Annotated in this window: 22 protein-coding genes; 12 read left to right on the top strand and 10 right to left on the bottom strand. The window is 45.7% G+C overall.

Annotated elements, in window-relative coordinates:
• Positions 1–12 precede the first annotated feature (12 nt).
• Positions 13–1,329, bottom strand: a complete 1,317-nt coding sequence (locus BMX95_RS16465) for a hemolysin family protein (RefSeq protein WP_081203526.1) — start codon at positions 1,327–1,329, stop codon at positions 13–15.
• 21 nt (positions 1,330–1,350) lie between these two features.
• Positions 1,351–1,959, bottom strand: coding sequence for a phosphatase PAP2 family protein (locus tag BMX95_RS16460; protein WP_081203525.1), 609 nt, complete (start codon positions 1,957–1,959; stop codon positions 1,351–1,353).
• 56 nt (positions 1,960–2,015) lie between these two features.
• Here BMX95_RS16460 and BMX95_RS16455 point away from each other — a divergent pair, with 56 nt between their 5' ends.
• Positions 2,016–3,995, top strand: coding sequence for an LTA synthase family protein (locus BMX95_RS16455; RefSeq protein ID WP_081203524.1), 1,980 nt, complete (start codon positions 2,016–2,018; stop codon positions 3,993–3,995).
• Between the two features lie 3 nt (positions 3,996–3,998).
• Here the strand turns inward: BMX95_RS16455 and BMX95_RS16450 are convergent, their stop codons facing one another.
• Positions 3,999–4,745 (bottom strand): class I SAM-dependent methyltransferase, encoded by a 747-nt coding sequence (locus BMX95_RS16450; RefSeq protein ID WP_081203523.1) that lies wholly within the window; start codon positions 4,743–4,745, stop codon positions 3,999–4,001.
• Between the two features lie 277 nt (positions 4,746–5,022).
• On the opposite strand from BMX95_RS16450, the gene glmM reads away from it, so the two are divergent.
• The 4 genes from glmM (at position 5,023) to BMX95_RS16425 (ending at position 10,918) form a co-directional block, all read left to right on the top strand.
• A complete protein-coding gene (gene glmM / locus BMX95_RS16445; RefSeq protein ID WP_081203522.1) occupies positions 5,023–6,402 on the top strand; it encodes a phosphoglucosamine mutase in 1,380 nt (459 codons plus the stop codon).
• A gap of 212 nt (positions 6,403–6,614) precedes the next feature.
• A complete protein-coding gene (locus tag BMX95_RS16435) occupies positions 6,615–7,754 on the top strand; it encodes a cysteine desulfurase family protein (RefSeq protein WP_081203520.1) in 1,140 nt (379 codons plus the stop codon).
• Between the two features lie 139 nt (positions 7,755–7,893).
• Complete coding sequence (locus BMX95_RS16430; protein ID WP_081203519.1) at positions 7,894–9,399, top strand: gluconokinase; 1,506 nt, start codon at positions 7,894–7,896, stop codon at positions 9,397–9,399.
• A gap of 331 nt (positions 9,400–9,730) precedes the next feature.
• On the top strand, positions 9,731–10,918 hold the full coding sequence (locus tag BMX95_RS16425; RefSeq protein WP_081203518.1) for an acetyltransferase domain-containing protein: 1,188 nt from the start codon (positions 9,731–9,733) through the stop codon (positions 10,916–10,918).
• A gap of 82 nt (positions 10,919–11,000) precedes the next feature.
• Here the strand turns inward: BMX95_RS16425 and BMX95_RS16420 are convergent, their stop codons facing one another.
• Together BMX95_RS16420 and mutS are read right to left on the bottom strand one after the other, a co-directional pair.
• A complete protein-coding gene (locus BMX95_RS16420) occupies positions 11,001–12,500 on the bottom strand; it encodes a T9SS type A sorting domain-containing protein (RefSeq protein WP_081203517.1) in 1,500 nt (499 codons plus the stop codon).
• Positions 12,501–12,652: 152 nt separating this feature from the next.
• Entirely contained in the window at positions 12,653–15,280 is a 2,628-nt protein-coding gene (mutS, locus tag BMX95_RS16415) for a DNA mismatch repair protein MutS (protein WP_081203516.1), read from the bottom strand.
• A 323-nt stretch (positions 15,281–15,603) separates the two neighbouring features.
• Here mutS and BMX95_RS16410 point away from each other — a divergent pair, with 323 nt between their 5' ends.
• From BMX95_RS16410 to BMX95_RS16390, 5 genes are all read left to right on the top strand, one after another.
• The gene (locus BMX95_RS16410) at positions 15,604–16,143 is read left to right on the top strand and encodes an RNA methyltransferase (protein ID WP_081203515.1); all 540 of its coding nucleotides are present in this window, start codon (positions 15,604–15,606) and stop codon (positions 16,141–16,143) included.
• 48 nt (positions 16,144–16,191) lie between these two features.
• Positions 16,192–17,148: a UbiA-like polyprenyltransferase gene (locus BMX95_RS16405; RefSeq protein WP_081203514.1), complete on the top strand. Its 957-nt coding sequence runs from the start codon at positions 16,192–16,194 to the stop codon at positions 17,146–17,148.
• Positions 17,149–17,152: 4 nt separating this feature from the next.
• Entirely contained in the window at positions 17,153–17,566 is a 414-nt protein-coding gene (ruvX, locus tag BMX95_RS16400; protein ID WP_081203513.1) for a Holliday junction resolvase RuvX, read from the top strand.
• A gap of 83 nt (positions 17,567–17,649) precedes the next feature.
• Positions 17,650–18,228, top strand: a complete 579-nt coding sequence (def, locus tag BMX95_RS16395) for a peptide deformylase (protein WP_081203512.1) — start codon at positions 17,650–17,652, stop codon at positions 18,226–18,228.
• A gap of 8 nt (positions 18,229–18,236) precedes the next feature.
• On the top strand, positions 18,237–19,181 hold the full coding sequence (locus tag BMX95_RS16390; RefSeq protein ID WP_081203511.1) for a hypothetical protein: 945 nt from the start codon (positions 18,237–18,239) through the stop codon (positions 19,179–19,181).
• Positions 19,182–19,319: 138 nt separating this feature from the next.
• Here BMX95_RS16390 and BMX95_RS16385 read toward each other — a convergent pair whose 3' ends face one another.
• Positions 19,320–20,396: an RluA family pseudouridine synthase gene (locus BMX95_RS16385; protein WP_081203510.1), complete on the bottom strand. Its 1,077-nt coding sequence runs from the start codon at positions 20,394–20,396 to the stop codon at positions 19,320–19,322.
• A 69-nt stretch (positions 20,397–20,465) separates the two neighbouring features.
• Between BMX95_RS16385 and lipB the strand changes: the two genes are divergently transcribed.
• Positions 20,466–21,227, top strand: a complete 762-nt coding sequence (lipB, locus tag BMX95_RS16380) for a lipoyl(octanoyl) transferase LipB (protein ID WP_081203509.1) — start codon at positions 20,466–20,468, stop codon at positions 21,225–21,227.
• 184 nt (positions 21,228–21,411) lie between these two features.
• Here the strand turns inward: lipB and BMX95_RS16375 are convergent, their stop codons facing one another.
• Together BMX95_RS16375 and BMX95_RS16370 are read right to left on the bottom strand one after the other, a co-directional pair.
• Positions 21,412–22,335 carry a hypothetical protein gene (locus BMX95_RS16375; RefSeq protein ID WP_081203508.1) on the bottom strand — a complete coding sequence of 308 codons (924 nt, stop codon included), beginning with the start codon at positions 22,333–22,335 and terminating at the stop codon, positions 21,412–21,414.
• Between the two features lie 82 nt (positions 22,336–22,417).
• Entirely contained in the window at positions 22,418–23,359 is a 942-nt protein-coding gene (locus tag BMX95_RS16370) for a 1-aminocyclopropane-1-carboxylate deaminase/D-cysteine desulfhydrase (RefSeq protein WP_081203507.1), read from the bottom strand.
• A gap of 45 nt (positions 23,360–23,404) precedes the next feature.
• Between BMX95_RS16370 and BMX95_RS16365 the strand changes: the two genes are divergently transcribed.
• A complete protein-coding gene (locus BMX95_RS16365; RefSeq protein ID WP_081203506.1) occupies positions 23,405–24,310 on the top strand; it encodes a nucleotidyltransferase family protein in 906 nt (301 codons plus the stop codon).
• Positions 24,311–24,495: 185 nt separating this feature from the next.
• Here BMX95_RS16365 and BMX95_RS16360 read toward each other — a convergent pair whose 3' ends face one another.
• Positions 24,496–25,590, bottom strand: a complete 1,095-nt coding sequence (locus BMX95_RS16360) for a S1C family serine protease (RefSeq protein WP_081203505.1) — start codon at positions 25,588–25,590, stop codon at positions 24,496–24,498.
• A complete protein-coding gene (locus BMX95_RS16355; protein ID WP_081203504.1) occupies positions 25,590–26,162 on the bottom strand; it encodes an RNA polymerase sigma factor in 573 nt (190 codons plus the stop codon). The genes BMX95_RS16360 and BMX95_RS16355 overlap by 1 nt, the downstream gene beginning before the upstream one ends.
• Positions 26,163–26,319: the final 157 nt, after the last annotated feature.

Genomic DNA, 26,319 nt, shown 5'->3' with positions numbered 1-26,319 from the left:
TCAACGTGCCAACTAACTCTCATCCTCCTCGGGACCATCCTCCATATCCTCCAATATTTCTTCCGACGCAGTCACCAGTACTTTGTCGATCCGCTGGGCATCCATATCGATGATCTCGAATTGAAAGCCTTTCCACTCCATGGTATCGCCGATGTGCGGAATGCGTTCCAGCTGGTGCAGGATGAAACCCGCCAGGGTATCAAACTCCTGTTCCACTTCACTCATCCATTCTGCTTTGTAAAAATGGCTCAGGAAATTATAGAAAGGTATTTGCGCATCAACCAGGTACGACCCGTCTTTGCGTTTTACAATTTCGTAATAGTCATCGTCCTGCTCCGGCATTTCACCCACCAGGGCGGTTAAGATGTCGTTTAAGGTGATCATTCCCTGCAGGCTGCCATATTCATCCACAATAAAGCAGGAGGGTACCCGCTGTTGTTTAAACCGTTCCAGCAGGCGGTAGGCCGTAATGTTCTCCGGTACAAACAGGGCTGGTTTCATGATAGACTTAAAAGCCGTGAAATCGTTGGTAACGTACAGGTCTTTTAAGCTGACAATGCCTTTGATATTGTCGAGGTCTTTATCGCAAATGGGATAAACCGAATGCGGATCATTGATGATCTTGTCGCGAATGGAATCTTCGGTATCGTTCAGATCGAACCAGATGATATCACTGCGGTGGGTCATTAAAGAAGTGATGTTGCGATCGCTGAGGTGGAATACCCGCTCAATGATCTCCTGTTCTACTTCTTCAATAGCGCCCTGTTCGGTGCCTTCACTGATGATGGCTTTAATTTCTTCTTCCGTTACGTTGTTGTCGGCAGTTGATTTTACGTTCAGGATCTTTAGGAACAGGTTGCTGGTTTTATTCAACAGCCACACAAAAGGGTGGGTGGCTTTTGAAAAATACAAAACCGGCAGGGCCACAATGCGGGCGATCTTTTCGGCTTTTATCAAACCGATCCTTTTGGGAATGAGTTCGCCAAAAACTATAGAAAGAAAAGTAACGATGATTACAATGATGGTAGTGGCAACAGGCTGGGCGTAAGGCCGTATTATTTCAATTCTTTGAAGAGACGGTTCCAGGTATTTTCCAAACCGTTCGCCTGAGTACACACCCGTAAGGATGGCAATAAGGGTTATACCGATCTGTGCCGCCGATAAGAACAATTCAGGGTTATTGGCCAGGTCAAGGGCTTTACGGGCTGTTTCATCGCCTTTATTGGCCATATTTTCCAACCGGGTTTTTCGAACCGATACCAGGGCTATTTCCGACATTACAAATAAACCATTCAAAAAGATCAATGCCAATAATATAAAAATTTCCATTTACCGGGTGGTTTGGTTAAACTAAGATACTGTAAGCATTCCTATTCGCTTATGAAATAGTTTGCTTAGTACAAGCCCTATTCCGCAACCCAGGAGCGCTCCGCAAAATACGTCAAAAGGATAATGAACCCCTACATAAACCTGAGTATAGGCAATAATAAACGCCCAAACAAAGAAAAGATTGGCCCATTTGCCCATAACCGGGCGTAAGGTGGCAAAAAAGAACGTGGCCTGCGCAAAATGATTGGTTGCATGGGAACTGGTAAAACTGGAGCTGCCCGGACAATAATTTATAAAAAATCGCAATTGAGGCCCAAGCACTTCATCGCGGCAGGGCCGGGTACGCCAAATGGTTTGTTTTATTAACTGGCTGCTGATGAGATCACTCCCGGCGGCGCACAATACCACACCCATCACCCACCACCAACCTTTTATGCCAAAATTGGTTGTTACAAACAATAATAAGAACAAATACAGGGGAACCCATGTTAATGTTTCCCTGACAAAGGGTAAAACCGTGTCAAGAAATGAGTTGCTCCAGTCCTGGTTAATATGAGTGATCAGCCAGGTATCAACGGGTTGAATTAGTTGCCAAAATGTTAACAGACAGGCGGGAGGATTAACAATCATATAATACAAAAATAAAAAACTATAATTTTAAGCCTTATTTTCTTATTTCACTACATATGTCGAATATTCCTAAACTGATCCGGTGGATCTTATGGACTGGATTGATTTTCCTTATTTTATTCACGCTCATGAGGCTGGGGTTGTTTATTCTTAGTGACCAGCAAAGTTATGGTCTGGGCCAATTGGGCGGTGCTTTTTTCCTGGGTCTCCGGTACGATTTAAGAATGATCTCCATCCTGTTGCTGCCCATGCTCATTTTGGGCAGTATTCCGCCATTACATCCATTTACCAGTAAAGCGGGCAAAAAGTTCTGGATGACCATTCTCGGTATTGCCGTTGTATTTGCCCTTTTCTTCTTTTCGGTAGATTTTGCCCATTATGCCTACCTGGAGCAGCGCCTGAATGCCAGTGTGCTGAATTACCTGGAAGATGCAAAGATCTCCATGGGCATGGTTTGGCAATCGTACCCCATTGTGCGCATGGTGCTGGGCGTATTGCTGGCCGCAGCCCTTTTAATATGGTTCTTTAACCGCGTACACAAATCGGTAAGTAAACAAACATTTACGGGTACAAAACGCAGCCGCATTGTTGGCTTCATTGCCTGTTTTTTAGTGTGCGGTTTTTTCATTTTTGGCAAATTTTCCCAATACCCGTTACGCTGGAGCGATGCTTTTGCACAAGGCAGCGACTATAAAGCGGCTGTTTCACTGAACCCCTTTGAAAGTTTTTTCAGCACGCTGAAATTCAGACACAGCACGTATGACGTGCAAAAGGTAAAAGAGGGAATGCCACTTGTCGGCAACAATTTGCATTTTACGCCCACCAGCGACCCTTTAAGTTTTAGCCGCATGGTAGCGCCACGGCCAGGTGCGCTGACATCAAAACCCAATATTGTGCTGGTGATTTGCGAATCGTTCAGCGCCTATAAGAGCAGCATGTTTGGCAATCCGCTGAACACTACGCCCTTCTTTGACAGTTTATGCCGCCAGGGTATTTTGTTCGACCGCTGTTTTACGCCTACTTATGGAACTGCCCGGGGCGTATGGGCAACCATTACCGGTATACCCGATGTGGAAATGCCTAAAACGGCGAGCCGTAATCCGGGCATGGTAGATCAACATACCATCATCAACAACTTCAATGACTACCAGAAGTTCTATTTTCTGGGGGGCAGCACCAGCTGGGCCAACATCCGCGGGGTGCTCACCAATAACATCGACAGCCTTCATTTATATGAGCAGGACGATTATTCGGCAAAGAAGGTAGATGTGTGGGGCATCAGTGATAAGAACCTGTTCCTGGAAGCCAATAAAGTACTGGCCAAACAGGAGAAACCTTTCTTTGCCATTATTCAAACCGCAGACAACCACCGCCCCTATACGATACCGGAAGAAGACCAGGCTGAGTTTAAAAAGGGAAATTATTCCCACGATTCATTGACCCGGTACGGGTTTGAATCGAACGAGGAGATGAACGCCTTCCGGTATACTGATTTTGGTTATCGCAAATTCATGGAAGCGGCCCGCAAGGAAAAGTATTTCAATAACACGGTGTTTGTTTTTGTGGGCGACCATGGTATTCCTGGTAATGCCGACGCATTATTCCCCCATGCCTGGACGGCCCAACGGTTAAATACCATGCATGTGCCTTTGTTGTTCTTTGCTCCCGGTATGCTCGCACCGCAACGGATTCACACCATCAGCTCACAGGTTGATGTATTACCAACCATTGCCGGACTGAGTAATATTGCCTACAGAAACGCCACGCTGGGTAAAGACCTGCTTGATTCTGCCACTATGGGTTTTGCTTTCGTTTTTGACCCCGATAACAGCATGACGGGTGTGGTAAAAGGGGAGTATTTATACCGCAAGCAACTGGTGACTAAAAAAGAAGAACTGGTTTCCATCATCAACAATGATCCCGTTCCTAACGATGCTGCACATGCTGCCATTATGCATGACATGGGTGTGCTGACAGACGCATTGTATGAAACAGCGAAATATATGTTGTTCAATAATAAGAAAGCTGGTAAGTAATTATCAGCTTTTCTTTTCTGCTATCATGATCATGCGGGGAGAAGTTTTTACATCGTACGCATGGAGGTTGTAATCGCCATATACTTCTTTTAGTTGCAGGTGATAATAGGCGAACATGTCGTTGAAATCGCCCAGCGAGAATTTGACAACCCGTTCGGTAAACTCCAATGGGGCATCCAGTGCCTCATCTTCAATTTCTATCTTCTTGTAAAAATGCGTTTCATCGTACCATTTGGTAAGGTAGTAAGTAACGTTATCGATCACTTTTTCCTGTTTGTGCACCAGGTGGTCTTCTGCATAGTGAACGTTCAGGAAATCGATCACAACAGTGCCTTGCGGTTTTAGGGCGTTGGCAATGGTCCTGATGGCGTTGTAGTGTTCGCGTTCGGTTCTGAAATAACCAAAGCTGGTGAAGAAGTTAAAAGCGTAGTCGAAGTAATTTATCCAGAAGGGCAGCCGCATATCATGTTCATAAAAATGCAGGTGGCTGTTTTCCTGTGCTTTGGCAATGGCAATGCTGGCGGGGGCCAGGTCTATGCCGGTAACGTCGAAACCATGTGCAGCCAGTAATTTTGAATGACGGCCACGACCGCAGGCAACATCGAGCAACCGGGCGTTGTCGGGTGGGTTTAATTTATTCAGCAGTCTGGAAATAAATGCCGATGCTTCTTTTTCATCGTGTTCAAAATATAATTTATGGTAGTAAGGAGAATTGAACCACTCCTTAAACCAGGTGCTGCTGTTGAACATGAAGGCAGAAAATTTAAGCAAAAGTAGGGGAGTAATTCAATAAATTACGAGGCAGATGTAGTGGATTATATAGACAACAGGCGTTTATTACATGTGAAATTTAACCCATAATTAATTGAAAAGGTGATTTTTATTCATTGTTTTCCACATGTTGTCCTTCATATCTTAAATGTCTTTAATTTTCGCTTATCTTCACTTTTCTTAATCTCCAACCCTGTAAAATACGTTGTGATTTGCTTTCAAATTTGTAATTATTTTTGTATAAACCCTGTTTATTGTGGCATTGATTAAAAGTATATCGGGCATTCGTGGAACGATCGGAGGTAAAACCGGAGAAAATCTCACTCCCCTTGATGTGGTAAAATTTTCTGCAGCCTTTGGTAGTTGGATGCTTGAAAAAGGTTCAGGCAATAAGATTGTTATCGGCCGTGATGGCCGTATCAGCGGCGCTATGGTGCAGCAACTGGTAGTGAGTACACTAACGGGGCTGGGCATAGATGTGGTTGATATCGGGCTCTCAACCACGCCTACTGTTGAATTGGCAGTGGTGTGGGAAAAAGCTGCCGGTGGTATTATCATTACTGCCAGTCATAACCCCAAAGAATGGAATGCATTAAAGCTGTTGAATGAACACGGCGAATTCATCAGTGCTGCCGATGGCGCACTGGTGCTTGAAAAAGCAGCAAACGAAGATTTTAATTTCGTTGCTGTTGACAAGCTGGGTTCATACTCCGTGAACGATACTTACATTCAAAAACACATCGATACTATTGTAAACTATCCACTGGTTGATGTAGAAAGCATTCGCCTGAAAAATTACAAAGTGGTCGTAGATGTGGTGAATTCAACCGGGGCACTCGCTATTCCCCCATTGTTAAAAGCATTGGGTGTTGAAGAGGTGATTGTGCTGAATGAAGAGATCACCGGTAAGTTTGCGCACAATCCCGAGCCATTACCGGAAAACTTAACCGAATTAAGCGCTGCTGTACGCAAGCATAAAGCTGACATTGGTATTGCGGTAGACCCTGATGTGGACCGCCTGTGTTTTGTTTGTGAAGATGGCAGCATGTTTGGCGAAGAATATACACTGGTAGCCGTGGCCGACTATGTGCTTAGCAAAAAGGTAGGCAATACGGTGAGCAATATGAGCAGCACCAAGGCCCTGAAAGAGATCACCATTAAACATGGCGGTCAATATTATCCTTCTGCTGTGGGCGAAGTGAATGTGGTAAATAAAATGAAGGAAATGGAAGCCGTAATAGGCGGTGAAGGCAACGGTGGCATCATTGTTCCTGACCTCCACTATGGCCGCGATGCGCTCATTGGCATTGGTTTATTCCTGAGTTCACTGGCTACCCATAAAAATGGTATCCGCTCCTTCCGGGCGCGTTACCCTGATTATTTCATCTCGAAGAACAAAATCGAGCTGCAAACCAGCATCGATGTAAAAGAGATCTTCGAGAAGATAAAAGTAAAATACAAGAACCAGCCCATCAATACCGAGGATGGTTTAAAGATAGAATTCGACAGTGACTGGGTTCATCTGCGTACCTCCAACACAGAGCCTATTATCCGGATCTATGCGGAAAGCAGTTTTGAAACCACTGCTAACAACATTGCGCTCCGGTTAATGCACGACATTAAAGAATTTATGTAAAGTCGAGTAGATCAGGGGTTTATTAAGCGGTATAAATAATTTAACGGACCGCCTTTTCCATTGAAAAATATCAGGCGAACCCGGTGAATTGTTAAACAATTTCTGCTTAATACGTGTTTTTGATAGGGTGGGTGTAAATCAGTCTTATTAAAAAATATTTTATTCAATTTTGCTCCGCTCCGGCGGAGCATTTTTATTTTAATATATACTACATGTCGAACCAGTCTGCGCGTATTTATTTTGATAATGCAGCTACCACCTCACTCGATCCGGTGGTGCTGGAAGCCATGATGCCCTATTTTACCGATAAGTTTGGTAATCCATCTTCCATTTATTCTTACGGACGTGAAAGCCGTCTGGCGATTGAAACTGCCCGTAAGACGGTAGCGAAAATCCTGAATGCCCATCCGGCCGAGATCTTCTTTACCTCTGGCGGAACGGAAAGTTCCAATACGGCCATCACCGCAGCTATCCGCGACCTGGGCTGCCGGCATATAATTACTTCGCCTATAGAGCACCACGCTACTTCTCATACAGTTGAACACGTGTTTCACAGTGGTGAAGCGGCTTTAAGCGAGGTAAAGCTGTTGCCCAATGGCCATGTTGATATGGAAGATTTGGAGCGCCTGCTGGCCAACAGCAGTGAGAAATGCCTGGTAACCCTGATGCATGCCAATAATGAAATAGGCAATATGCTCGATCTGCATGCGGTAGGCAACCTGTGCAAAATGTATGGCGCCATATTCCATTCAGATACCGTGCAAACGGTAGGGCACTTCCCCTTCGATCTGCGCAATACGCCCGTACATTTCATCACCGGTGCCGGCCATAAGTTCCATGGGCCAAAAGGCGTGGGTATCCTTTATATCAATGAAAATGTAAAAATAAAACCATACATCCATGGCGGTGCACAGGAACGCAATATGCGGGCCGGAACCGAAAACCTGTATGGTATTGTAGGGTTTGCCAAAGCGCTGGAGCTGGCTACTGCCCAATTTGAAGAACACAGCAGCTACATAAAGGGATTGAAAATATATATGATGGAAAAGGTGAAAAGCGTAGTACGCGGAGTTACTTTCAATGGCGACACCTTAGGCCGCAGCCTGTACACTGTGCTGAGCGTTTCCTTCCCCAAGACAGAGAAATCGGAGATGATCCTGTTTAACCTGGATATGAATAATATTTGCGTTAGCGGCGGCAGTGCCTGCACCAGTGGGGCCGACCAGGGGTCGCATGTTATCCGGGCTATCAATAACAATCCCAACCAGGTAACCGTACGTTTCTCCTTCAGTAAACATAATACCAAAGAAGAGATCGATTTTGTAGTAGAGAAGCTGAAAGAAATGATCTAGGCTTTTAGATTGCGCACCAAATAAGAATTGACGGGTCGTTCGCCAGTTGGCTGACGGCCCGCTTTTTTATATGCCATCTGTTTTATATACCCACCGTGCGAAAAATCTTTTAACTTACCGGTAAAATCCGGCAAGTCATATGCATGTTATCATAGGCGTTGATATAGGAACATCAGGCACCAAAGCCATTGCTTTTACCTCTTCGGGAAGTGTTACCGGTAACGCGTATGTGTCGTATAATCCGCTGATAGGGGCGCCCGGCTATCATGAGCTGGACCCCGAAACGCTGTTCAATGCCGTTATGACCTGTATTGAACAGGTGGTAAAAGGAGTTTCGGGTAACATAGCGGGGATCAGTTTCAGCGCGGCCATGCACAGCCTGATTGCAGTGGATGTCAATGGTGAACCCCTTACCAATGTAATTACCTGGGCCGATGCCCGCAGTGTGGAATATGCCGAAGCCTTAAAACAATCACCCGCCGATAAAGATATCTATCGCCATACCGGCACACCGGTTCACCCCATGTCACCCTTGTGCAAGATCATGTGGTTGCGCAATAACCAGTCGCATATTTTTGCAGTTACGCATAAGTTCGTTTCTATCAAGGAGTTTATCTTTTACCGGTTTTTTAACCAGTACCTGGTAGATCATTCCATTGCTTCGGCCACCGGGCTGTTTGATATTTATACAAAGACCTGGTATGCCCCCGCGTTACAGGCCGCTGGAATCAACAGCGACCAATTATCAGAACCTGTATCTCCCAACTATATTATAAAAGGACTGGAAGCCAAATATGCAAAGCAATTGGGCATCGATGTAGCTATTCCTTTTGTCATTGGCGCCAGTGATGGCTGCCTGGCCAACCTCGGCAGCAATGCCACCCGGCCCGGTGACTTGTCGGTAACCATTGGTACCAGTGGCGCCGTACGGATGATAGCCAGTAAACCGGCATATGATAAGCAGGAGCGCATCTTCAATTATATACTAACCGATGAGTTGTATGTATCCGGCGGGGCCATCAACAATGGCGTGGTATTATTGAAATGGTATACAGAACATTTTTTAAAGAAACCGTTTTCAAGCGGGGGCGACTTAAGCTGGTTTGTGCAGCAGGCAGATCAGGTACCAGCTGGTGCCGATGGCCTTCTTTTTCTACCCTATATTTTGGGTGAACGCGCACCGGTATGGGATGCCACCGCCAAAGGCGTATTTATTGGCGTACATAGCGGCCATACCCAGGCGCATTTTATGCGGGCCATTATAGAGGGCATCAATTATGCGCTGTACCAGGTAGCCGCGTCGGTACAGGAAACGGTGGGCACCATACAACACATCTATGCCAGCGGTGGTTTTATCAACTCCCCATTGTGGCTACAATGGTTAACCGATCTTTTTGGCAAAGAGATCAATTTGATCAACAGCGATGATGCTTCTTCTGTTGGCGCGGCTATTCTGGGTTTTCAGGCATTGGGTATTATGCAACCCAATGAAACGACCCGGATTTTCCACATTCAACAACAATATAACCCCAATGTGACACTGCATGCCCGGTATCAGCAATATTATAAAGTGTATGCAGGTCTTTATAATAAGTTAAAAGATGATTTTCAGGCACTGAATAATATTCGCGGGTCGGGTCTTTAACATTTTATTTAAGTTATCAGGCACAACTGGCACTATTTTTTGAATTACTATATCCGAAGGTTGCACAACTCTGCCTTCAATCGCTGTGGTTAAGTTAAAACAATCATTCGCACAAAAGCGGATGAGTCAGCGGCCTCCGACAAGTCGGAAGCCGCTTTTTTTGCGCCCCCCAACTCCGCCAGCTGGCGGAGTTGGGGGAGTTAGCGTTCTTGCGACTAAAAATCTGTATCCTGAATTTTGAGTTGATCGCGACTGGCTCAGCTTACGGCTTACAGCTGTTTTCCCGGATTATTTGTACCTTAACAGAAATCCCTTAATTAATATAGCCAGTATGGACCAGCTAACTGCAGTAAAAAAGCGGGTACAATCTATTGACGTATTACGCGGCATTGTGATGATCATCATGGCGTTGGACCACGTGCGGGACTATTTTCATGCCGATGCATTCCAGCACGATCCGCTCGATCCTGCCACCACCACACCCATCTTATTTTTCACCCGCTTTATTACGCATTTTTGTGCGCCCACATTTGTGTTCCTGGCAGGAACCTCCTCTTACCTGGTAGGGCTGCGGAAAACAAAGTCCGCCCTCAGTAGTTTTTTATTAAAGCGGGGGCTCTGGCTGATCCTGATCGAAGTGGTGCTGATCTCATTTGGCTGGACGTTTAACCCACTCTATAATACCATCATATTCCAGGTAATCTGGGCCATTGGCATCAGCATGGTGATGCTGGGACTGGCAGTACGGTTGCCCTATGGGGTTATTTTTGCGTTGGGCGCTTTGATTGTACTGGGACATAATCTGCTCGATTTTCCCGAAGCAGCCCATAACCATACGGTGCCTTTCTTTTGGGATCTATTGCACGATGGACGGTTCGATACCTATACTTTTGCGCCCGGTCATACACTGGTTATTGCTTATGCTTTTGCTCCCTGGGCGGGCATTATGTTCTTGGGGTATTGTGCCGGTAAATTATTTGCACCTACTGTTGATTCGCATAAAAGACAACAGGCACTGGTAGGCATAGGGCTGGGATTGATCGTGTTGTTTGTGGCCTTGCGCTTAATGAATGATTATGGCAATCCATTATCCTGGACGCCACAGAAAACCGCTATGGCCAGCTTCCTGTCGTTCATGAACGTACACAAGTATCCTCCTTCTTTAATGTATACCTGTATTACCCTGGGACCAGCGCTGGTTGCGCTTGCTTTGCTCGAAAATGTACAGAACCGCTTTGCCAGCTTTGTGAAAGTGTTTGGGCGGGTGCCATTCTTTTACTATGTGCTGCATCTTTACCTGATTCATATCTTAACAGTGATTGCCTTTTATGCTTCCGGTTATGGAGCCAAAGATATTGTTAGCCCATCGCCGTTCTTTTTCAGGCCTATACAATTTGGTTATAGTTTGGGCGTAGTTTATCTCATTTGGGCACTTGTGATACTGATCTTATACCCTTTATGCCGCTGGTATAATAATTACAAAAGCAGCCATAGTCAGTGGTGGTTGAGTTATTTATAATACAGCAATAAGCTATAAGCCAAAAGCCGTAAGCAAATATCTATTCGCTTACGGCTTTAAACTTTAAACTTTGAACTCAGAACTAAGGAACAATAATCTTTTGGGTCAATTGCACACCCATAGCATCTTTAACTTTCACTACATAAGTTCCTTTCACCATATTCGGCAGCGAATAACTGGTGGTTTGATTACCAGGTAATACCGAAGCGTGTTGTTGCATAACAGCCCGGCCCATGATATCGGTAACTGTGATGGTCACATTCTCGAGTTGTTTACCGGTTTGTAACCACAGGGAAGTGTTTGGCTGAATAACTGTTGGGTATATTCTTGCCTGGCCGGTGGTGTTATTTTTTATAGTGATGGTTTCAGAGTAAGTAGTCGTACCATTCTTATCAATCAGTCTCAACCGGTAATATTGGGTGCCGGTTAATGTAGACGCATCGGTAAAGCTGAAGCGGATACCGTTGGCATTGGTTATTCCTGCTGCTGCTTTCACTTCGCCAATACTAAAGAACTGGCGGCCATCATTACTTCTATCTACTACAAAGTGATCAGTATTGCTTGAAAGGGGAGTGGTCCAGTTCAATTGGGTTTGTTCGTTTTGCAACCGGCCATTGAATTGCAGCAGCTGCACGGGCAGAATGATAGAGTTCATATCAAAACTCACCCGGTTGGCAGCGCCATTATCATAATATTCCACCACCATATCGTACGTACCGGCATTTAAGGCAGTGCTGTAACTTCCCGTCATGTATACGTGATCACCCCAGTTGTTGATCACCCAGTTGGCGCCGCCATCCAAACTAAACCGATAGCCGTCATCCCCACTTACCAGGAAGGTAATATTGGTGAGTAGGGGGAATGTTTTCCTGAGGCGGTAACGGATGCTGAACGATTGCGTTTCTATAGAACAGTTACTGGTATTGTAGGTAACGTCGTCGCCCCCAAAGTTTTGATCGAAGAAGGGATTGGCAGCCGAACCTTCAAATACAATACCCTTCCATGCGGTAAAATCCGGATTGTCGTATACGTACCCGCGCCAGATATTGTTGGTGCCGTATACCGTTTCGTCGGTAATGCCGCCGCAGGCCTGAAAAGTTATCCGTTGACCGCCGCCCTGGTCGAAGTATTCGATCACCATATTTACGGGCCCGTTCAAGTGAACGCTTACACTGCGGCTGGTATAACCATGGCCGCCCCAGTCACCAATGATCCAGGTGGTGCCGCCATCCAAACTCAGGCGATACCCGTCATCACCGCTGATGGTGAACGCGTACGTATCGTCGGGAAAGTTTTTTCTGAGCTTATAGCGGATGGAAAAGCTATTGGTTCGGATGCTGCAGTTGCTGGTGGGATAGGTCATTTCATCAACGTCGCCAAAGTGCTGGTCGAAGTTCATAAGGCCGGGTGCGCCTTCGTTTATAAAGCCCATATAATTGGTGAAATCGTCGTTGTCATAGACATATCCTATCCAGGTGTCGTTGGTGCCATAGGAGGTTTGATCACCTGAGGCGCCGGGGCATTGTGCTGCCAGCCTGCCAAATAGGAACAGGCTGATAATAAAGAGTTTACCAGTTTTCACGGGCGGGGTACAATTAAATAATTAAAAGGATCTACGGGTTACTACTTATAAAAACGAGTTAGCAAGCGGGTTATTGCGGCACAAGATTATATTAATGGTACAACTTTGGTACTTTTTTCGATGAGGCAGCACATTCGGGCGACCAGTGATCCTTATTTAACCAGATTTTTTATTTCATTTAGCTTTAAAAGCGCTTCTACGGGGGTTAAGCGGTTAATGTCGATATCGTTGAGCATTTTGCGGATATCGCCAAAGGTTTCGCTGTGGGAGTCGAAGATCGACAGCTGTACTTTGGGGCTGGCAACCTCTTTTACCTGGTTCTGCAGTTTGTTTTGAATATTTCCGCCAGTAGTCGGCTGGTCTTCGTGCTTTTTCTCCAGCACTTTTAAGATCTCATTGGCCCGGTCAATGAGGGCTGCGGGCATGCCCGCCATTTTGGCCACGTGAATACCAAAACTGTGGGTGCTGCCACCGGGGGCCAGTTTACGCAGGAAGATGATTTTGTTACCTACTTCTTTATTGGTGATGTGGTAGTTCTTTATACGGGGCAGTTTGTCCTCCAGCTCATTCAATTCATGATAATGGGTGGCAAACAGCGTTTTGGGCGCATGGGGGCTTTGGTGCAGGTACTCTGCAATGCTCCATGCAATGGAAATACCATCGTAGGTACTGGTACCGCGGCCAATTTCATCGAGCAAAATCAAACTGCGGGAAGAAATGTTATTGATGATGCTGGCCGTTTCATTCATCTCTACCATGAAGGTACTTTCGCCGCCGCTTAAATTATCGGAGGCGCCCACCCGGGTAAATATTTTATCGGTAAGCGGAATGTGTGCGGTGGTAGCCGGTACAAAGCTGCCCATATGTGCCATCAGCGTAATCAACGCTGTTTGTCGTAAGATGGCGCTTTTACCGCTCATGTTTGGTCCGGTAAGGATGATCACCTGTTGCGAAGCCGGTTCCAGCAATACATCGTTGGAGATATAGGGTTCACCCACCGGTAGATTGCGTTCTATAACCGGGTGGCGGCTTTCTTTCAGGTCAAGCACCCCATCTTCGTGCAGCTCAGGTTTTTTATAATTATAATGCAGGGCATTGTGCGCAAAACACAACAGGCAATCGAGAATGGCCAGTACGTTGCCATTCACCTGCATGGGCGCAATGTATTCCTGTAATTCCAGCAGCAGCTTTTCATAGATCTCCAGCTCGATGGCCATGATCTTGTCTTCAGCGCCGGTTATCTTTTCTTCATATTCCTTCAGCTCGGCGGTAATGTATCTTTCGGCATTGGCCAGGGTTTGCTTGCGCATCCATTCGGCCGGAACCTTGCTTTTGTGCGAATTGGTTACTTCCAAATAATAACCAAATACGTTATTGAAACCGATCTTTAAAGACGAGATCCCTGTTTTCTCCGATTCCTTTTGCTGCAGTTGCACCAGGTATTCTTTCCCATTGGTGGCAATATTGCGCAGCTCATCCAGTTCGGCGTGAATGCCGGGTTGAATGGCGCCGCCTTTGGCCACCGCCACCGGTGGATTGTCGATGATCTCTTTGGTGATCTTTTCTTCAATATTGTGGCAGGCGTTCAACGAATCGGCCAGCCGTTTCAGGTATGCGCTTTCAGCATTGCTGCAGATACTTTTTATTTCTTCAATATGCCGAAGGCCACGGGCTATTTGCAGCACTTCACGCGGGTTGATCTTTTTCAGCGGGATCTTACTCACCAGCCGCTCTATATCGCCACATTGTTTTATGTGTTGGATCAGTTTGTTACGCAGGTCAACTTCCTTAATAAAGAACTCAACCAGCTCCAATCGTTCGTTGATGCGGTTGATGTCTTTTAATGGCAACAGGATCCAGCGTTTCAGCAAACGGGCGCCCATAGGCGATACCGTATTGTCGAGCACTTTGTGCAGGTTGTTGCCATCGCCCTGTCCGGTGCTGATCAGCTCCAGGTTGCGAATGGTAAAACGGTCCATCCACAGGTAGTCGTCGCGATCGATGCGTTGAATACTGGTGATGTGTTGCAGGTTGGGGTGCTCGGTATCTTTCAGATAATGCAGCACCGCACCGGCGGCCACAATGCCCAGGGGAAGTTCTTCAACCCCGAAACCTTTCAGCGAATGGGTATTAAAATGTTTCAGCAGGCTTTCGGTGGCATAGGGGCCATCGAAGATCCAGCTTTCCATGGTGTAGGTGTAAAAGCGGGAACCAAACACCTCTTTGAAATGCTTTTGAAAGCTGCGCTGAAAAATTACTTCCGCGGGCTTCAGCGTTTGTAACAGTTTATCTATGTATTCTGAATTGCCTTCGGCAACAAAGAATTCACCGGTTGAAATATCCAGGAAGGCAATACCTGCATGGTCTTCGGTAAAATGAATACCGGCCAGGAAGTTATTGCTGTTATGTTCCAGCATTTTGTCGTTGGTGGCCACCCCGGGCGTCACCAATTCGGTTACGCCGCGTTTCACAATGCCTTTCGCTGCTTTGGGATCTTCCAGCTGATCGCAAATGGCTACCCGGTAACCGGCCCGCACCAGTTTGTGCAGGTAGGTGTCGAGGGCGTGGTGGGGGAACCCTGCCAGCTCGCTGCTGAAGGCAGCGCCATTATTGCGTTTGGTGAGGGTAATACCCAGCACCTGCGAAGCCACTACAGCGTCCTCGCCAAAAGTTTCGTAAAAATCACCTACTCTAAAAAGCAGCACCGCATCGGGATATCGTTGTTTAATAGCCCTGTGTTGTTGCATCAAAGGAGTTTCTGTAGTAGCAGCTTTCGACATGGGGGCAAATATATAGGGTTTGATTGCCGTTTTAAAAAGCCGTTTGAGGGATGTGGGTAAATTGGGGGCAAGTTGCTGGGGTTGATTGCGTTGACCATCTTGATTATGGGCCTGGAAGTAGGAGGTAAGAAGCAGGAAATAGGACGTAAGACGTAGGAAGTACGAAGCTCGCTATTTTCAGCGGTATATGGAAAACCCAGGAGTTCGTAATTTCGGACTCTTCTGACTTCCCACCTCTTACTTCTGACTTCCTTCCTCCGCCGCGTCGCGGCTTTCTGCCCTTTGCCCGCTGCCTTCTGCCTTTTTCAATTACCTTTGCCGCCATGCGTAAGCTAAGTATGGACGAATTGAACCGCAAGTCGGTTCATGAATTTAAAGAGGCCGAAAAAATGCCGGTGATAGTGGTGCTGGATAATATCCGCAGCATGCACAACGTAGGCAGCGTGTTCCGTACGGCCGACGCTTTTTTATTACGGGGTATTTATTTGTGTGGGTATACCCCCCAGCCGCCGCACCGCGATATTCATAAAACAGCTTTGGGCGCTACTGAAACGGTGGAATGGAAATATGCCGAAACAACCCTTGAAGCCGTGCAACGGCTGAAAGACGATGGCTACCAGGTTTATGCCATTGAGCAGGTGCAGAACAGCATTCCCCTTCACCAGTTCAATATGAACCAACACCTGCAGGTGGCTGTTGTATTTGGCAATGAAGTAACCGGGGTAGACCAGGATGTGATCAAACTGTGCGATGGCTGCATCGAAATTCCGCAATTAGGCATGAAGCATTCCCTGAATATTTCTGTAGCCGCCGGAATTGTGTTGTGGGAATTGGTTAGGAGTAAAATAGGCAATGGGCAATAGGCAAGAAATTTCAATCACCAGTCAAAATTCAATATTCAACATTAATAAATGAGCACCGTTAAAAAATACCTCAGCCTGATCAAGTTTGCGCACACCATTTTCGCAATGCCCTTTGCGCTGATCGGCTTTATGCTGGGCGTGTATTCCTTCATGACCGGCGGCATGGCCGATGCCCGGCAGGCATTGGGCAATGCAGGAGGGAGTGTGCATACCATTTTCAGGTTCACCCCCAATTATGGCCGGTTAGGCATTTTGTTGGCACTGGTTATCCTGTGTATGATCTTTGCACGCAGCGCCGCCATGGCCTTCAACCGATACCTCGACCGCGAGTTTGATAGCCAGAACCCCCGCACTGCCATTCGCGAAATACCAGCCGGTATCTTAAAAGCAAACAATGTGCTGTTGTTCACTTTTTTTTGTGCTGTGGCATTTATGATCACCACCTGGTTCATTAACCGCATTTGCTTTTTATTGTCGCCAGTAGCGTTGTTTGTGGTGTTGTTCTATAGCTATACCAAACGGTTCACCCCGCTTTGCCACCTGGTACTGGGCCTGGGATTATCGCTGGCACCCATTGGTGCTTACCTGGCGGTGACCGGTGTATTTTCTCTGCTGCCCATTCTGTTTTCTTTCACGGTGATCTTCTGGGTAAGCGGATTTGATATTATTTACGCCCTGCAGGACGAAGAATTCGATAAATCGAAACAACTACATTCCATACCTGCCTGGCTGGGTAAAAAGAAAGGGCTGCGCGTATCGGAACTGTTGCATGTACTGAGCGCCGCCTGTGTTATCATGGCTGGTGTGTATGGTCATTTTCACTGGTTGTACTGGGTAGGCGTGGCTGTTTTTGTGGGCATGTTGCTGTACCAGCACTCCATTGTAAAACCCACCGATCTGCGTCGCGTGAACCTGGCCTTTATGACCGCCAACGGTATTGCCAGTGTGGTGTTTGCCGTATTCGTGATCATTGACCTGGTGATAGCTTATAACGCAATTAACTAATGTAATGGCCCGCATACTATCTATAGACTACGGCGGAAAACGTACTGGTTTGGCCGTTACCGATCCCCTGCAGATCATTGCTACGGGATTAACCACGGTTCAAACACCCCAGTTATTCAAATTCCTGAAAGAATACTTCGCCAAAGAACCGGTGGAGCTGATCCTGATGGGCGAACCTAAAAACTGGGACGATACCGATACGCACGCCACACCGCTGGTAAAAAAAGCGGTAGAACGGCTGAAAAAAGAATTTCCCACCATCCCCATAAAAATGTGGGATGAACGCTATACTTCAAAAATGGCCTCCCAGGCTATGATTGAAATGGGGTTGAAGAAAAAACAACGCCAGAACAAAGCCCTGGTAGATGAAATAGCAGCCACTATCATGTTACAGGAATATTTACGCAGTATTAGTTGATTTCCAATATGTAATATGCCTTAACAACAGCTCGTTTTTTTCAAGTAACTTTGCAAGCTGATTTTAAAAACAACCGTTAAAGAATGATATTACCGATCGTAGCATATGGCGCTGATATTTTGAGAAAAGAGGGCAGGGAAATTACTCCCGACTACCCAAACCTGGCAAAATTGATTGAAGATATGTGGGAAACCATGTACGCCAGCAATGGGGTGGGATTGGCTGCGCCACAGATCAATAAAGATATTCGCTTATTTGTAATAGACAGTGCGCAGATCTTTGAGAACCAGGAAGAGGATGAAAAAGGAAAATACCCCGATGAACCAGGCGTTAAACAGGCGTTCATCAATGCAAGAATAAAAGAACTCGATGGCGAAGAATGGGCTTACAACGAAGGTTGTTTAAGCATTCCCAAAATCAGGGAAGATGTGATGCGTAAAGAAACCGTAACCCTTACGTATGTAGACGAGAACTTTGTGCCCCACGAAAAAACATTCAATGGCATTACCGCCCGTATCATTCTGCATGAATACGACCATATAGAAGGAAAATTATTTATCGATTACCTGAAGCCTTTCAAACGCAAACTGTTGCGTGGTAAACTCGATGATATTTCAAAAGGCAAGGTAAGGGCCGACTATAAAATGATTTTTCCTAAATAGTGTTCCCCATGCTACCAGGCTGCTGGCGCGTTCTTATTTGTTTGATCATTTCGGGTCCGCTCTATGCCCAGGATTCCCTGGTAAGAGTGCAGAACAAAGCGGTTACATTAAAGGAGGTGGTTGTGCGCAACAACCTGAATGTGGCTGCTTTTATTGAACGCATCAGGAACGATACTACTTTTTACAAAGCCTTCCGCAATTTGAAAGTACTGGGATATACTTCCCTGAACGATATTGCGATGTTCGATAAAAAAGAACAGGTAACGGCTTCCCTGCACAGTCGTACCAAACAGGTGGTGAGCCATGGCTGCCGCTATACCCAGATACTGGAAGAACAAACCACGGGCGATATTTACAACAAGCATCATCAATTCAACTATTATACAGCCGGCATGTATGCCGGTTTGTTTTTTGCCGCAGACACCATTTGCGGCGAAACCAATATAGTAAAAGATGCCTCCTTTAGCACGCAGGGAAAAAGTGGATTGGCTAAACATAAGGAACAACTGAAAATGCTATTCTTTAATCCCGGTAAAAGGATCCCCGGTATTCCCTTCATTGGCAATAAAGTGGCTTTGTTCGATGATGAAGTGGCTGCGCGCTATGATTTCACCATCGATATGAATGAGTTCAAAGGCGAAATGTGTTATGTGTTCACTTGTATACCACGGGCAGATCTGTCAACCGGAGAAAAAGACAAGGTGGTAGTAAACAACATGACCACCTGGTTCAATATAAATACCTGGGAAATTGTTGCCCGCAACTACGACCTTAGCTATGATGCCGGTGTATATGATTTCAACGTTCGCATGGAAGTTGAAATGACAAAATTCAACAACTACCTCGTTCCCAAAGTACTTCGCTACAATGGCAATTGGGATGTGGTGATGAAGAAAAGAGAGAAATCTGTTTTTACCGCCACGCTTTTCGATTTTAACGGACAAAGGCAGTAGGCAGTGAGATGGGGCAGAGGGCAGAGATGAAAACCCTCGTCGCGGAAGAACTCAGAACTTAAAACTAAAGCCCATCCCGGTTACCAGAATGGGCTTTTAATATATTAACCTGTCAACGTGTTAACTGCGTCAACCCTATCAACTAATATTCTTCGTCTTCGCATATCCCCTCCACTTCTCGAACAACTTCGTCATATCCTCGGGCATTTCGCTATTAAACACTACTTCCTTGCGGGTGCGTGGGTGAATAAAACCAATTGTTTTAGCGTGTAAGGCATGCCGTGGGCAAATAGCAAAACAATTATCAACAAACTGTTTGTACTTGGTGAAAACGGTTCCTTTTACAATTCTGTCGCCGCCGTATAATTCGTCATTGAACAGCGGGTGGCCGATGCTTTTCATATGTACCCGGATCTGGTGGGTACGGCCGGTTTCCAGTTCACATTGAACAATGGTCACATAACCGAGGCGTTCCAGCACTTTGTAGTGCGTAACCGCATCTTTACCAACCTCGCCATCGGGGTAGGCATCGAATATTTTGCGGAAGCGCTGGTGACGGCCAATGTGAGCCCGGATGGTGCCTTCATCTTCGATCACATCGCCCCATACCATGGCCACATACTGGCGGTGAATGGTATGGTCGAAAAATTCTTTCGCCAGGGAGGTAACAGCCTTGTCTGTTTTGGCCAGCACCATTAAGCCACTGGTGTTTTTATCAATACGGTGAACCAGGCCAAAACGGGGCAGGTTATCCGCCGAAATGCTGCTGTTCTGTTGTTGTAAATACCAGGCTACGCCGTTGATGAGCGTGCCCCGCGGATTGCCGCTGGCCGGGTGTACTACCAGTCCAACAGGTTTATTGATAATGAGAATGTCATCATCTTCAAATACGATGTTCAGGGGCATTTGTTCCGGGATGATCTCTTCCCCGTGCATCTCCCGGTCGGAGTATACAATAATTTCTTCGCCCGGTTTTATTTTATGATTGGCCTGAACGGTTTTACCGTTTACGGTAACCCGGCCATTCTCAATAGATTGCTGCACTTTGTTTCGGCTGGCGTTCTCAATGCGGGCCACCAGAAATTTGTCGAGCCGCATGGGTTCCTGGCCTTTATCAACCACTAAACTGAATCGCTCATATAGTTCTTCCGCGCTTTCAACACCATCTGCATTTTCGTCCTGATCATTGAAAACATTGGTATCCTTTATAGTCATGGGGTATCACTGTTTCGGCAAAGGTAACAAACTAGGGGGAGTTGTATAAAGTAGTAACTTTGTTTCTATATGGAAACCAGTAATAAACAGATCGTCCACTTCCGGGACCTGGGAAATATGGAGTATCAGCATGCCTGGGACCTGCAGGAACAGCTGTTAAAAGAGAATGTAGCGGTAAAGACGGCCATCAGGAACAGGCAGTCTGCCATGGCAGCCGTTGAGGGGGAAGTAGGCGTTGAAAATGAGGAGGTTATACTCGATACCAACCACTATTTATTATTTGTGGAGCACCCCCCGGTATACACCCTGGGCAAAAGTGGTGATATGAGTAATGTGCTGATCAGTGAAGAAGAAAGAGCGGCCAAAGGCATCAGCTTTTACAATACCAATCGCGGTGGCGATATTACCTTTCATGGCCGGGAGCAGCTGGTTGGCTATCCCATCCTGGATCTGGATAAGATCTATACCGATTTGGGCAGGTACCTGCGCGGACTGGAAGAAGTGATCATTTTAACCATGGCCGAATATGGCCTGAAAGGGGAGCGGTCACCCGGCGAAACCGGTGTTTGGCTGGATGCGTCGATCCCTGGCAAAGAACGGAAGATCTGCGCCATGGGCATTCGTTGCAGCCGCTGGATCACCATGCATGGGTTTGCCTTCAACGTAAATACCGATCTTAATTATTTCAATTATATCATTCCGTGCGGTATTCAGAACAAACAGGTTACTTCTTTGGAAAAGGAATTAGGTAGAAAGTTAGACCTGAACGAGGTTAAGGAAAAAGTGAAGCGGAATTTTGAGAAAGTGTTTATGGTAGAGTTGATAAGTTAACACGTTAACACGTTGACACGTTAACAAGTTAATACAATATAAAAGCCCATGCCGGTTTCCAGTATGGGCTTTATGGTTTAAAGTTTTGAACGGGCTCGCGAAAGGGCTGCCGTCCGAAAATTCGGGAACCTACTCACTACTCACTACTCACTACTCACTACTCACTACTCACTACTCACCAGCCTTAATCCTTAGGAATAAAGAACCTATGTTTCTCCTTCAGTTTCCCATCCTCATACAACTCAAACTTATACCAGCCCGATCGTAGGAAGTTTACTTTATCGATTAGCAGCGGCGATTCTTTTACTTCATCGATATCGAATTGGGGAATGCCCTGCATATCGAAGAATTTGATGGAGTATTTATGCAAACCGGCCGTAGGCAGGTTGATGGCTACATTCCCATCTTTTTCGGTATATACGAATTTGGAAGGTTTGTATACTTCTTTGGGAACAAACGGTTTTAGCACTATGGTATCCAGTCCAACAAAGGTCATGGTGTCCTTTGTTTTGGTAACCATGGAGTCGCGGAACTTCTTTAGTTCTTTGGCGTTGATGGTGGCAACGAGGGTATCGCGTTTTTTTACAAAGTAGAATTTTTCTGGTTCCGGCGGTTTTACCACAACAGGAGGCGGGGGAGTAGTAGTGGTAGTATTGGGTTGCAATTTCTCTTTTATTTCTTCGGCCTGTTTCTCAGAAACACCTTCGGCAATAACCACCCGGTGGCCGTTTTCAGGCTGTTGTTTTACAACGGCTACTTTAACGGTATCGAAGAAAGGGCGTTTTGATTGGGTGAACAGGAACTGACCATTATTCTTTACCACGAAGATGCGGTAAAACTGGTTCATATCAGGCGCTTTGGCATCAACAAAACCATTCTGCGGAGCCGTAGGATCGGCCATTGACATGATGGTAACAAAGCCCTTGAGACTGTCTCTTGAACGTTGAATACTTATTTGCGTAACAACAGGATAGTTGTTTACCCAGCTGATGATAGCTTTTTTATTTCCCTTGGTTACAACAGAAAATTTAGGCAATGTATCCTGCGCCCAGCTATTGGTACATAAGGTACAGGTTAGTATGAGTAGTAAAGCCGCCAGTTTGCGCATTCGCCGTTATTGAATTAATCGGTGGTAAAGGATTTGGCGTCGCAAATATACTGGTTTTGCGACAGCGGTTTTATATTGCAACTTACAGATATGTTAATGTTCCGGCGGGTAACGACCGGTTGCCCTGTAAGCCGCCACTGTGCACCAGCAGCAAACGACTGCCCGGTTGAAAATAATCAGTTTGAACCAGGTGTTTAACGCCAAAAAGCAATTTGCCAGTATATACAAAATCAGTGGGCAATTCATGTTGCTGATAAGTGCTATTCATAAAACTTATCAGCTCATCTGTTTTACGTGCATAGCCGCCAAAATGATAATCGTAAAAAATGGCGTATTGTTTTGGGTTTGATGCATAAGGCCTTACAAAACTGTTCAAACTGTTGTTTTCGTCATCGGGTATTTTTAAGCTGCTAATGCCTATTACCTGTTGCTGTGGTAAAGCGGCGTGCACTAAACCTGCAAGCATAGTGCCGGTGCCGGCGGCGCAGCATATATGTGAATAACTTTCTATTTGTGTTAGCCTGGCTATTTCTGCAGCGCCCAGTACGCCCAGGTGGCTTTGTCCGCCCTGCGGAACGATGTAATAATCCGTGAACATGTCCTGCAGTTCCGGAATGATGGCGGCCTCATTAGCATATTTGTCGCGCGAAATGAACCGTAACTGCATGGCATAATCCTGCACTTCCTGTAAGGTATCAGAAAGCACGGCGGGGCGTTCGCCACGAATAATACCTATACTGGCGAGGTTGGCCTGTGCACAGGCAAGGGCAGTAGCCACCAGGTGATTGCTCCACGCACCGCCAAAAGTGAGGATGCCTTTTTTGTTTTGCTGCAGGGCTTCCTGCAGGTGGTATTTCAATTTGAACCATTTGTTCCCCGAAATGACCGGATGTATCAGATCGAGCCGCAATACATCGATGGCAACGTTTTTTCTATATAGCAATTCGTCGCTAACTGGCTGTACTACTGCTTTTGTTATGTCGACCGGCTGTGTCATTACTTTTTTTACCGACATAGTTTTCATCACATATTTTTATATTTTCGTGACTCAATTTTTAAAAATACAATAATGGAACCAACTCTTTTGATTTTAGCTGCAGGCATGGCTTCCCGCTATGGTAGTATGAAACAGATCCAATCATTCGGTCCTGGTGGTGAAACGATCATGGATTATTCAATTTATGATGCTATACGCGCTGGATTTAAAAAAGTGGTGTTTATTATCCGCAAGGAATTTGCTGACGATTTTAAAGCCATAGTAGAACCCCCGTTAAAAGGAAAGATTGCTATCGATTATGTATACCAGGACCTGAAATCATTTACTGACGGGTATCAGGTACCTGCCGACCGCACCAAACCCTGGGGTACTGCGCATGCGGTACTGTGCGCCAAAGATGCCATCAATGAACCATTTGCGGTGATCAATGCCGATGATTTTTATGGTCGTGATGCATTTGAAAAAGCTTATACCTTTCTTACAAAAAATGTAAATGGCAATACTTATTCTATTATTGGATACGAATTGCTGAAAACATTAAGTGACAATGGTACCGTAAACCGCGGGGTATGCCGGGCCAATGCCAGCGGCGACCTGGTTGCTATTGCCGAGCGTATAAACATTGCCAAAAAAGACGGTAAGATCCTCGTTGACGATAACCAGGAACCCAAAGAACTGCCTATGGATTCACAGGTATCTATGAACTTCTGGTGTTTCGATCAATCCATTTTCCCTTATTCTGAAAAACTGTTCAATGAGTTTTTGAGTGATAATGGAAATCTTACCAATCCAAAATCAGAGTTCTTTATACCCATCGTAGCCGACAAATTCATCAATGCAAACAAGGGTTCCATCAAAGTGATCCCAACCTCTGCACAATGGTTTGGCGTTACTTATAAAGAAGATGCACCGGAAGTAAAAGCAAACCTGGAGCAATTAGTTGCTGCGGGCGAGTATCCGGCAAAGTTGTGGAAGTAAAGAAGGCAGCTGTAAGCTTTAAGCCATAAGCTGTAAGCCATCGCTGAGAACAGGAATAAAGAAGTTAATTTCGATATTTAGAAGTCCCACCAATAATAAAGAGGCCCCTGGTTTTTAATCAGGGGCCTCTTTATTATGTATTTTGTATTCAGCTTAAAGCTTACGGCTTATAGCTTTCACCTGTATTAGTAGCATTTCACCATAAACACTCCTTCTTCAATCCGTTTGATCTGTTGTACCCGATCGAGGTTCTTGATAGAAGAATTCAGTGTTAAACGGATATTCTGAAATGAAGTATCTTTTTTGATATCATCCAGGCTGCGGAAGATGTTTTTGGAAGAAACGGCAAACACAACACCAACAGCCTGGGTTTGCCGGGCAGTGATAACACCCACCACTTCTCCATTTTTGTTGAACACGGGGCCACCAGAGTTACCCGGGTTAGCCGATACGCCCAACTGGAATGATAAGGTATCGCCATTATAACCGGTTTTGGCGCTCATGTACCCCTCGTTGTATACAATTTCTTCGCGGGGGAAACCCAGGATGAACAAAGGTTCGCCGAGGTCGGTACCGCTTTTGCGGATGCCATAGGGCAGGGGGCCTACGCTTCTGAAATCATCGTCCTGAATTTTCAGGATGGCCAGATCGGTTTCTTTATTGGTATATATAATACGTGTTCTGAATTCCTGTCCTTTGCTGTTTTGAACTACCACGCTGGATGCGCCATTTACTACGTGTTCATCGGTAGCAATGTAACCCTTGCCGTCTATCAGGAAGCCGGTACCACCAAAACGCACCGGTGTATTTTCAGGTGCTTTGGTAATGCGTTCCTGTACCTTGGTAATTACTTCGTTGGTTTTTTTCGTTATTTCCGATTTGTATTCGCCGCGTAAGCGTTGCAGGTCGCTGGCTGTTTTCTTTTGGGTGTAGTAGGTGGCCATGCTGGCAATAAGCAGGGTGGTGATACCAGCGATGGAGGCCGCCACGGCCATTACCCGTTTGTATTTACGGAACAGTTGAATAACGGTGGCTTTAGGGGCTTTCTCGGTAATTTCGCCCGATTCGAGCAATTGGTTATGAACGTCGTTCAGGGTTGATTTAAAAGATTTCCAGTCACTGAACTGGTCCATCTGTTGTAAAAACATAGTGTGTTCCACTACTTTTTCATCCACTTCCGGATTACTTTTTCGCAGCTGCTCAAAGGAAGCTATTTCTTCAGGCGACATTTCGCCACGGAGAAATCGTTCAATAGCATCTAATAATTGTACATCTTGCATCACACGTCGTTGTTTTTAAATTCGGCAAAGAATAATTTCCGAAGCCTAATCAGACATTTGTATTTCTGATTTTTGGCGTTATCAGCGTTTGTATATCCAAAATGGCCTGCAATCTCAGTCATGCTTCTTTTCTGCAAATAAAAAGCCTCTATCAAACTTCTGCACGGTTCACCCAGGTGTAATAAAGCTTTTTCCATTACCTGAAATTCTGAGTTGCGCTGTCCATGGCCTTCAACATCTTCTTCAACCGGAACCGTTTCATCGAGCCCCGGAACATTGGGAAGATATTTCTGCTGTTGTTGCAGTTTTTTAAGCCATAACCGCCTGCTAACCGAATAAACATAGGTTTTAAGCTGGGCGGTTAGTTCGAAAGAGCCTGTTTTGGCCTTTTCGTACAGCACAAGAACAGTTTCCTGGAATATATCCCGTGCGTCATCGACAGAACCGTTGTTGTTGATAATCAATGCCTGAACCATATTATAATATAACTTATATATGGTCTCAACGGACTTCCGGTCGTTCAGTGCCAATCCTTTTAACAGTGCTTTTTCGTCGATTGAATCTGTTTTCACGCTTTGTAACCATTAATTAATACTCAATTTAAGGAGAAGTAACCCAACCAGTTGGTAAAATTCAGGCCTTTGAGGGCAAAAATGGGTTGAAAATCACCCGGGATGGAAAGATTGAACTTTTTTCAGAAAAAAATAAAAAAAATCTGGGTTACGGGGT

It is taken from the genome of Niastella yeongjuensis, from assembly GCF_900110245.1.
GTDB classification, from domain to species: Bacteria; Bacteroidota; Bacteroidia; order Chitinophagales; family Chitinophagaceae; genus Niastella; species Niastella yeongjuensis.
The sequence above is the reverse complement of the archived record's forward strand: the minus strand, read 5'-3'. Positions and strand labels throughout refer to the sequence as shown.

What these genes read in the sequence shown, in the direction of transcription:
- BMX95_RS16465 (WP_081203526.1), bottom strand. Translation starts at nt 1,329, where the DNA reads ATGGAAATTTTTATATTATTGGCATTGATCTTTTTGAATGGTTTATTT.
- BMX95_RS16460 (WP_081203525.1), bottom strand. Translation starts at nt 1,959, where the DNA reads ATGATTGTTAATCCTCCCGCCTGTCTGTTAACATTTTGGCAACTAATT.
- BMX95_RS16455 (WP_081203524.1), top strand. Translation starts at nt 2,016, where the DNA reads ATGTCGAATATTCCTAAACTGATCCGGTGGATCTTATGGACTGGATTG.
- BMX95_RS16450 (WP_081203523.1), bottom strand. Translation starts at nt 4,745, where the DNA reads ATGTTCAACAGCAGCACCTGGTTTAAGGAGTGGTTCAATTCTCCTTAC.
- BMX95_RS16435 (WP_081203520.1), top strand. Translation starts at nt 6,615, where the DNA reads ATGTCGAACCAGTCTGCGCGTATTTATTTTGATAATGCAGCTACCACC.
- BMX95_RS16430 (WP_081203519.1), top strand. Translation starts at nt 7,894, where the DNA reads ATGCATGTTATCATAGGCGTTGATATAGGAACATCAGGCACCAAAGCC.
- BMX95_RS16425 (WP_081203518.1), top strand. Translation starts at nt 9,731, where the DNA reads ATGGACCAGCTAACTGCAGTAAAAAAGCGGGTACAATCTATTGACGTA.
- mutS (WP_081203516.1), bottom strand. Translation starts at nt 15,280, where the DNA reads ATGTCGAAAGCTGCTACTACAGAAACTCCTTTGATGCAACAACACAGG.
- BMX95_RS16410 (WP_081203515.1), top strand. Translation starts at nt 15,604, where the DNA reads ATGCGTAAGCTAAGTATGGACGAATTGAACCGCAAGTCGGTTCATGAA.
- BMX95_RS16405 (WP_081203514.1), top strand. Translation starts at nt 16,192, where the DNA reads ATGAGCACCGTTAAAAAATACCTCAGCCTGATCAAGTTTGCGCACACC.
- ruvX (WP_081203513.1), top strand. Translation starts at nt 17,153, where the DNA reads ATGGCCCGCATACTATCTATAGACTACGGCGGAAAACGTACTGGTTTG.
- def (WP_081203512.1), top strand. Translation starts at nt 17,650, where the DNA reads ATGATATTACCGATCGTAGCATATGGCGCTGATATTTTGAGAAAAGAG.
- BMX95_RS16390 (WP_081203511.1), top strand. Translation starts at nt 18,237, where the DNA reads ATGCTACCAGGCTGCTGGCGCGTTCTTATTTGTTTGATCATTTCGGGT.
- BMX95_RS16385 (WP_081203510.1), bottom strand. Translation starts at nt 20,396, where the DNA reads ATGACTATAAAGGATACCAATGTTTTCAATGATCAGGACGAAAATGCA.
- lipB (WP_081203509.1), top strand. Translation starts at nt 20,466, where the DNA reads ATGGAAACCAGTAATAAACAGATCGTCCACTTCCGGGACCTGGGAAAT.
- BMX95_RS16375 (WP_081203508.1), bottom strand. Translation starts at nt 22,335, where the DNA reads ATGCGCAAACTGGCGGCTTTACTACTCATACTAACCTGTACCTTATGT.
- BMX95_RS16370 (WP_081203507.1), bottom strand. Translation starts at nt 23,359, where the DNA reads ATGAAAACTATGTCGGTAAAAAAAGTAATGACACAGCCGGTCGACATA.
- BMX95_RS16365 (WP_081203506.1), top strand. Translation starts at nt 23,405, where the DNA reads ATGGAACCAACTCTTTTGATTTTAGCTGCAGGCATGGCTTCCCGCTAT.
- BMX95_RS16360 (WP_081203505.1), bottom strand. Translation starts at nt 25,590, where the DNA reads ATGCAAGATGTACAATTATTAGATGCTATTGAACGATTTCTCCGTGGC.